6 protein-coding genes are annotated in these 7,082 nt (G+C 72.8%); 3 read left to right on the forward strand and 3 right to left on the reverse strand.

All coding sequences use genetic code 11. The annotated features are described in order from the left end of the window. Window positions 1-4: 4 nt before the first annotated feature. Window positions 5-2,014 carry a beta-galactosidase gene (locus ACXJKG_RS17795; RefSeq protein ID WP_456847080.1) on the forward strand — a complete coding sequence of 670 codons (2,010 nt, stop codon included), beginning with the start codon at window positions 5-7 and terminating at the stop codon, window positions 2,012-2,014. Window positions 2,015-2,044: 30 nt separating this feature from the next. On the opposite strand, the gene ACXJKG_RS17800 is transcribed toward ACXJKG_RS17795, so the two are convergent. Genes ACXJKG_RS17800 through ACXJKG_RS17810 form a run of 3 tightly spaced genes read right to left on the reverse strand, consistent with a single transcriptional unit; the run spans window position 2,045 to window position 5,078 of the window. Then, on the reverse strand, window positions 2,045-2,734 hold the full coding sequence (locus ACXJKG_RS17800; protein WP_456847075.1) for a glycosyltransferase: 690 nt from the start codon (window positions 2,732-2,734) through the stop codon (window positions 2,045-2,047). After that, on the reverse strand, window positions 2,731-4,089 hold the full coding sequence (locus tag ACXJKG_RS17805) for a PIG-L family deacetylase (protein ID WP_456847076.1): 1,359 nt from the start codon (window positions 4,087-4,089) through the stop codon (window positions 2,731-2,733). The genes ACXJKG_RS17800 and ACXJKG_RS17805 overlap by 4 nt, the downstream gene beginning before the upstream one ends. Next, window positions 4,086-5,078, reverse strand: a complete 993-nt coding sequence (locus ACXJKG_RS17810; protein WP_456847077.1) for an acyl-CoA dehydrogenase family protein — start codon at window positions 5,076-5,078, stop codon at window positions 4,086-4,088. Before ACXJKG_RS17810 ends, ACXJKG_RS17805 begins: the two co-directional genes overlap by 4 nt. Window positions 5,079-5,542: 464 nt before the next feature. Here ACXJKG_RS17810 and ACXJKG_RS17815 point away from each other — a divergent pair, with 464 nt between their 5' ends. Both ACXJKG_RS17815 and ACXJKG_RS17820 read left to right on the forward strand, forming a co-directional pair. Then, window positions 5,543-5,983 carry an Hsp20/alpha crystallin family protein gene (locus ACXJKG_RS17815; protein ID WP_456847078.1) on the forward strand — a complete coding sequence of 147 codons (441 nt, stop codon included), beginning with the start codon at window positions 5,543-5,545 and terminating at the stop codon, window positions 5,981-5,983. A 147-nt stretch (window positions 5,984-6,130) separates the two neighbouring features. Continuing rightward, the gene (locus ACXJKG_RS17820; protein ID WP_456847079.1) at window positions 6,131-6,907 is read left to right on the forward strand and encodes an aldo/keto reductase; all 777 of its coding nucleotides are present in this window, start codon (window positions 6,131-6,133) and stop codon (window positions 6,905-6,907) included. Window positions 6,908-7,082: the final 175 nt, after the last annotated feature.

The following is a 7,082-nucleotide window of genomic DNA, read 5'->3' on the forward strand; positions in this document are numbered from 1 at the left end:
CCCGGTGAGACCGCGCTGGACCGGCCCGTGGCCCACCGAGGGCATCGCGTTCGGAGCGGACTACAACCCGGAGCAGTGGCCGGAGGAGGTCTGGGCCGACGACGTCGCGCTCATGCGGGAGGCGGGTGTGACGCTGGTGAGCGTCGGCATCTTCTCGTGGGGCGAGCTCGAGCCCGAGGAAGGACGGTTCGAGTTCGGCTGGCTCGACCGGATCCTGGACCTGCTGCACGAGGCCGGGATCGGGGTGGACCTGGCGACACCCAGCGCCGCGCCGCCCGTGTGGCTGCACCTCGCGCACCCGGAGATGCTGCCCGTCGGTGCCGACGGCCTGCGGTTCACGCACGGCAGCCGCGAGTCGTGGTGCGTCTCGTCCCCGGTGATCCGCGCGCACGCGACCCGGATCGCGCGCGTGATCGCCGAGCGGTACGGCCACCACCCCGCGGTGAAGATGTGGCACGTCTCGAACGAGTTGGGCGGCCACAACGGCCGCTGCTACTGCGACGTGTCCGCAGCAGCGTTCCGCGAGTGGTTGCGAGCCCGGTACGCAGACGTCGACGCGCTCAACCTGGCGTGGGGCACCGCGTTCTGGGGTCAGCGGTACTCGTCCTTCGAGCAGATCCTGCCGCCGCGGCGCACCACCGCGTTCCCCAACCCGGGGCAGCGTCTCGACTTCGAGCGGTTCTCCTCTGACCAGTTCGTCGCGCACCTGGAGGCCGAGGCCGCCGTGCTGCGCGAGGTCACGCCCCACCTGCCGGTGACGACGAACTACATGGTCATCAGCGGGTTCCAGAAGATCGACTACACGACCACGACACCGCTCCTCGACATCGTCTCGAACGACCACTACCTCTGGGGCGAGGACCCGCGCGGGTGGGCCGATCTCGCGTTCAGCGCAGACCGCGTCCGCGGGCTCGCCGGCGGCCACCCGTGGATCCTCATGGAGCACTCCACGAGCGCGGTCAACTGGCAGCCCCGCAACATCGCCAAGGAGCCCGGGCAGATGCTGCGCAACGCGCTGCAGCACGTCGCCCGCGGCGCCGACGGGGTGCTCTTCTTCCAGTGGCGGCAGTCCCGGGCGGGTGCGGAGAAGTACCACTCCGGGATGGTTCCGCACGCCGGGCGCGACTCGCAGCTGTTCCGGGACGTCGTCGAGCTGGGGGCGACCCTGGGCCGGCTCGCCGAGGTGCGGGGGAGCGAGGTCGAGCGGGCCCGCGTGGCCCTGCTGTGGGACACCCAGGCGTGGTGGGCGGCCGAGCTGGAGGCTCGCCCCACCGTCGACCTGCGCTACCTCGACCTCGCCCAGCGCATGCACGGCGCGCTCCTCGACGCGGGCGTCGCGGTCGACGTGGTGCCCGCGACGTCGTCGCTCGACGGCTACGACGTTGTCCTGGTGCCGACGCTCTACCTCGCGCCCGCGGACCTGTCCGACCGGCTGTCGGCCGTCGTGGCTCGCGGCGGCCAGGTGCTCGTCTCGTACTTCTCGGGCATCGTCGACGAGCAGGACCGCGTGCTGCTGGGCGGCTACCCCGGGGCGTTCCGGGACCTGCTCGGCATCCGCGTGGAGGAGTTCGCGCCGCTGGCTACCCATGGCACGACGACGCTGAGCGACGGGAGCACCGGGGAGGTCTGGACCGAGCGGATGACGGTGACGGGTGCTGAGGTCCTGGCGACCTACCTCGACGGACCGTCGGCGGGCGGTCCCGCCGTCACTCGCCGAGACACCAGGTCGGGCGGCGCCGCGTGGTACCTGTCGACCCGGCTCGACGGCCCGTCCCTCGCCGACCTGCTCGGACGCGTGCTCGCGGCGTCCGGCGTGTCGTCCGTCGTCCCGTCGCCGGGTGGCTTGGAGGTCGTCCGTCGGAGGAGCGCGACCGGCAGCTGGCTGTTCGCGGTCAACCACACCAGCACGGACGTGCCCCTGCACGTCTCCGGGCATGACCTGGTGGCCGACCGACGTCATGAGGCGGGGGCGGAAGTCCCCGCACTCGGCGTCGTCGTCGTCCGAGAAGACTGAACCGGTCGGCCATGCGTGGCGCGGGAGAGGTCAGCTGGACAGAGCCGTGCCCAGGTACCGTGCGTAGCCGCCCGGCGTGCGTCCCGTCGTGCGGCCGGAGGTGAGCACGTCGCCCTCGTCGCAGGCGACGAGGACCGCGGACCCGGTCGACGCGATCCGCTGCACGAGATGGACGTCCTCGTGCTCCGGCTCGTGGTCGAACCCACCGGCGCGGACGTAGGCGTCTGCCCGGACGCCCAGGTTCGCCCCGTGCACGTGACCGTTCGGCCGGCCAGGCCTGCGTGTAGCGGCCCACCTGGCGAGCTGCTGCTCGTCCAGATCGAGAGGATCAGGGCGGACGGTGCCGACGACCACGTGGGCGCCCAGGTCGGCGTGCGCGAGCTGCCGGGTCAACCAGTGGGTCGGCACCTGCGAGTCGGCGTCCGTGCTGGCGATCCACGTCCGGGCCAGGTCCGAGCGCGCAACCGACAGCCCGTGGGACACGCCGTACGCACGTGCGGCACCGACCGACCGCACGGCGATCGTGCGGACATCCACGGGGAACCGCGCGGCGATCAGCGCGGTCGCGTCGTCGCAGTCGTCGAGCACGACGACGACGTGCACGCTGGGACCGGCGGTCGCCGCGGCGGAGAGGCACACGGAGTGCAGGCAGCGGGCGATGAGGTCCTCCTCGTTGCGCGCAGGCACGACGACGATCACGTGCTCGATCGGCGCCGTCATGCCAGCCCTGCCCGGTTCGCCACCGAGCGTGGATCGCGGCTCCACACCTCGAGGACGAAGTCGTCCTCGACATGCATGAGGAGCCGCCGCGCATCGATCGAGCTGCGCAGCACATGGTGCACGGCGTCCCCGCCCAGCGGGTACTCCGTCACCGGGTGTCTCCAGTGGCACGCCACCAGGCTGCCCGTCTCGGTGAGCGCGCCCGTCAGCTCGCGAGCCAGTCGCCGCAGGTGCGGCGCGGTCAGGTAGTAGCCGACCTCGGAGAGGACGATCAGGTCGTAGGGCCCCCCCGGCACACCCTCCGCCATGTCGTGCTGGAGCAGGTCGACGTTCGCCAGGTGGCCGGTCCGTTCCTTCGCCTGCGACAGTGCTGCCGCCGAGACGTCGGTCGCCACGAGCCGGTCGCAGCGCCGGGCGAGCTCGACGGTGAGCGTGCCGATGGAGCACCCGATCTCGAGGACGCTCCCGACCTCGTCCTCGGGGATCGCGGCCAGCGTTGCGGCCCGCTTCCGGCGCTCGTACCACCGCGTGGCCAGGTACCACGGGTCGYCGCGGCGGGCGTAGCTCTCGTCGAAGAACGTCGCGGACAGGTCGCCGGACGACTTCCCGGCGGTGACGAAGACCTCGACGTCCCGGTCGAACGCACGAAGGAACTCCGGGTGCAGCGGGGCCGCGTCCGCCTCTGCCGGCGACGCCGCGCGGACCTGCGTGACGTGCGCGCCGACCGCGCGGTTCTTGAGCACGATCGAGCGGTCGGACAGCGGCAGCGCCCGCATGTGCGACCACGGCACGTCCGGGTCCGCCGGCGTCGCCCAGTGCCAGAGCCAGATCGGGTACTCGAGCAGCAGGGCGCCGGTCTGGACCGCCAGCTCGGCGCAGATCTCGCCCAGCACCCGGTGGTCGCGGTGACCGTCGCCCCGCCACGGCGCCACCAGTGTCACGGCGGAGGCATCCGGGCCGCAGATCTCGGCCAGCTCGCGGGCGATGGAGTCGCGCTCCTCCTGGACGCGGCCGTCCTGATGGCCGAGATGCGTCACCGGTGAGTCGGGCGACAGGAGTGCGACGGCCCGCCGGACCTCGTCCGCCCGGAGCGCGGCGAGCCGCTCCGGCGGCAGGGTCACCGAACCCGGGTGAGAGGCGCCCCCGTCGGTCACGACGACGACCTCCGGGGGGCTCCCTGCCGCGGCGAGCTCGGCGATCAGGCCACCTGCGCCCAGGGTCTCGTCGTCCGGGTGCGCCGCGACGACGACCACGCGTCCGCGTCCGGGTAGGCCGATCGGGTCGAGGTCCGCGAGCCGGGGGTCCGCCGACCAGTCGTCCGCGGACGTGCCGGGCGCGCGGCCGTCGAACCTCACCACGGCTCGTCCGACGACGCCGCCAACGCGACGCCCAGCGACGCGTCGTCACGCTCGGCGTGGTGTTGCCGGACGTAGACCTGGAGGTCCACCACGCGCTTGGCGTGGTTCTCCTCCTGCGTCAGCGGTCCCGGGCCCAGGGCGTGGGCCGAGCTCTGCAGGACGTCCTCGCAGGCTCGCGCGACGACCGCGCGCACGCGCCGGGCCAGCAGCCGGCCCGCGGCCCGCTCGATGTCGGAGGCCATCACCCGGCCGCCGTCGGTGGCCCGTCCGGAGACGTCGACGGCGCTCGCAGCATGGGCGAGGGCGTAGCGCGCCGCCGCGAGCCGCTCGTCGATCTGGCCGACGTGCATGGCGAGCAAGCGGTCGTCGGGCCGTCGGTGCGCCTCGCTCAGCACCCGTCGGGCGATGCCGACCGCGCCGCCGTACCAGCACGCGGCGACGCCGATCCCGCCCCACCAGAAGCCCGGACGCCGCACATACCAGTCGCTGTCGCGGACGAACTCGGCACGGACGTCGGAGAACTGGACCGCCGTGCTCGGGATCTCGCGCAGACCGCGCGACACCCACGCGTCGCTCATGACCGTGAGGCCCGGGTCGCGCAGGTCGACGACGAACAGACCGTGGTCGTCGGCCTCGCCCGGCAGCTGCGCGGTGACGAGGGCGCCATCCAACCGATCCGCGAGCGAGCACCAGGGCTTGACCCCGTGGAGCCGCCACGGCTCGCCAGGCGCGCGCGTCGCGCGCAACCGCTGGGTCGGGGTCTGCGCGGCGAAGACGCCCCACGTCCCCAGCGGACCGCTGGTGATGTCGGCCGGCTGGGCCTGGTCGAGGATCGCTCGCGCGTCGAGGTGCGGTTCGACGGCGCGGGCCACGGCAAGGTCCGAGGCTGCGAGCGACGCCAGCAGCTCCCACAGGCCCACCGTGTCGCCCCGCCCGGGCAGCAGGTCGTCGGGCCAGTCGGGAACGTCCCGCAGGGCCTCGTCCACGGAGCCCGGGAGTGCCGGGAGGGGACGCGCCGGGCCGGGGCCGATGCGGACTCCCGCCCAGTCGACTGTCGGATCCGCTCGCCGCGTGGTCGTGCTCACCGGGACCGCCAGATGTGGACGCGGTCGGCCGTGCTCCTGGCCCTCGCACCTGGATGTCGCTGTGGCATGGGCTGGCCTCTCGTGCCCCGGCAACGCGAGTTCGCCGGTCTCGACAGCCGCTCCTCGACCTGGCACGAGCGTAGGTACTTCGCCGCGCGATCGCGCGGCGTCCGTCGACCCGAGGTCATCGTGCCCGCGCCGAGACCTGTCGTGTCGACCGGTTCGCCCACCGCGAACGCCCACCGATCCTCACTGGCACTCCCGAGGCGCGAGTGCTAATTCTTCTGCTGTAGCCGTTCCGGCCGAGGCCGGAAAGCATCCGGGCGCCGGACCGTCCGACGCCCACCGAGAGGGAGGTGAGGATCATGGCTACGCGATTCGACCCGCTCCAGGAGCTCGACCGGATCTTCGGCCAGCTGGTCACGGCCGAACGATCCTCGGCGACGATGCCGATGGACCTGTACCGAGCCGGTGACCACTACGTGCTCCACATGGATCTTCCGGGCGCCGACCCCGGGACCATCGACGTGAACGTCGAGGACCGCACCCTGACGATCAGGGCGCAGCGCACCGGCAGGCCGGACGAGGGCGTGCAGTGGCTGGCCAAGGAGCGGCCCGTCGGAACCTACGCGCGGCAGCTGACGGTCGGCCGAGGTCTGGCTCTGGACGACATCTCCGCCACGTACGCCGACGGCGTCCTGACGCTCAGCATCCCGGTCGCGGAGGAAGCCAAGCCGCGCCGCATCACGGTCCAGCACGGGAGTGACGCGGCTGAGATCACCGCGCAGGCCGACGCCTCCGCATAAGGGCAGACGGTAGGGGCGCGACGCGGCCGCGAGAGCGCCGCCGACGAGGCGAGGGACGTCCTGTGCGGACGAGCCGGACCCCGCGCCCCTACCGCGCGCTTCCCGGGTTCGCTCGCGCCCCGGAGCACGGCCACGCATCATGGGTCGATGATCCGCGTCGAGGTGCCCACGCTGAGATTGCCGGGCGGGGCGATACCCGTGGTCGGTCTTGGCACCTGGCAGGCGGGAGGCGGCGCGGCCGAGCGAGCCGTCAGCACGGCGCTGCAGCTCGGCTACCGCCACATCGACACCGCCACGATGTACCGCAACGAGGCGGAGGTCGGACGCGCGCTCGCCACGGTCGGCATCGACCGCGACGACGTCTTCGTCACCACCAAGCTCCCGCCCGAACGCGTCGGGCGCGAACGACAGACGCTCACCGAGTCACTGGCCGCGCTGCATCTCGACCACCTGGACCTCTGGCTCATCCACTGGCCGCCCGGCGGTGCTCCGGCACCGCGGACGTGGGACGCGTTCCGTGCGGCCCGGGACGAGGGACTGGTCCGCTCGATCGGCGTCTCGAACTACTCGATCGCGCAGATCGACGAGCTGATCGACGCGACCGGCGAAACGCCGGCCGTGAACCAGATCCCGTACAGCCCGGCGGACCACGACCCGGAGCTGCTCGCCGCGCACCGCGAGCGCGGGATCGTCGTCGAGGGCTACAGCCCGTTGAAGCGCTCCGACCTACGCGCCCCGGCCCTGGCCGACGCGGCCGCGGCACACGACGTCACGGCCGCACAGGTGGTGATCCGCTGGCACGTGCAGCACGAGGTGGTCGTGATACCCAAGTCGACGGACCGGGACCGGATCGCCGCCAACCTCGACGTGCTGGGGTTCGAGCTCACGGCCGAGGAGATGGCCCGGATCGACGCGCTCGCCTGACGTTCCAGGACCGAACCGCCCGGTGGCGCTGAGTGCGGCCGGCACCGGCCCGAGTCGCGGTCCCGGACGCGGGAGCGCACGATGCGTGTCAGGTGCAGAGACGTCGCCGGACTGACGACCGGGAGGACCGACGTGCGAGCACTCACCTGGCAAGGACGCGAGGACGTCCGGGTCG

The sequence above is a fragment of the Cellulomonas sp. P5_C6 genome (assembly GCF_054049635.1).

Excerpts from the sequence above, each read along its gene's own strand:
- ACXJKG_RS17815 (WP_456847078.1), top strand. The coding sequence starts at position 5,543 with ATGGCTACGCGATTCGACCCGCTCCAGGAGCTCGACCGGATCTTCGGC.
- ACXJKG_RS17820 (WP_456847079.1), top strand. The coding sequence starts at position 6,131 with ATGATCCGCGTCGAGGTGCCCACGCTGAGATTGCCGGGCGGGGCGATA.
- ACXJKG_RS17800 (WP_456847075.1), bottom strand. The coding sequence starts at position 2,734 with ATGACGGCGCCGATCGAGCACGTGATCGTCGTCGTGCCTGCGCGCAAC.